This window comes from Oscillibacter valericigenes (assembly GCF_021531915.1).
Classification (GTDB): Bacteria; Bacillota; Clostridia; order Oscillospirales; family Oscillospiraceae; genus Oscillibacter; species Oscillibacter valericigenes_A.
Genome location: NZ_JAFBIV010000053.1, coordinates 1 through 458, shown reverse-complemented (window position 1 = coordinate 458; position 458 = coordinate 1). Strand labels below are relative to the sequence as shown.

1 pseudogene is annotated in these 458 nt (G+C 53.9%); it reads left to right on the top strand.

Going from position 1 to position 458, the window contains the following annotated elements:
* Positions 1-175 precede the first annotated feature (175 nt).
* A pseudogene (locus tag JQM66_RS12475) lies at positions 176-458 on the top strand (helix-turn-helix domain-containing protein); the annotation flags it as partial.

Below are 458 nucleotides of genomic sequence, written 5' to 3'. Positions count from 1 at the left end.
GAAGTTCTACGGCGTGTCCACGGACTATCTGCTGGGCATGACAGAAACAAAAAATCACCCAGACACAGAGCTGAACGCTCTGCATCTCAGTGATGGTGCGATAGAAGTATTAAGGACGGGGAAGTTCAATCACCGACTGCTGTCGGAAATGCTGTGCCACAGGGATTTCCAGCGTATGATGTTAGATGCGGAGATCTATGTGGACCGGATCGCTGATATGCGGATCAACGATATGAACGCCATGCTGGAAGCGGTACGGAAGATGGCCCTGATGAAGCAGGACGGGCAGGACGATCTTTCCACCCTGACATTGGAGCTGGCCCAGGTGCGGGAGGATGACTATTTCGGTCATGTGCTTGCCGATGATCTGAAAGCGATCCTCCGTGACATTCGTGAGAAGCACAGCACCGACACCACAACGGCAGATACGCCCTCCATTGCGGAGGAAGTGCAGGCCC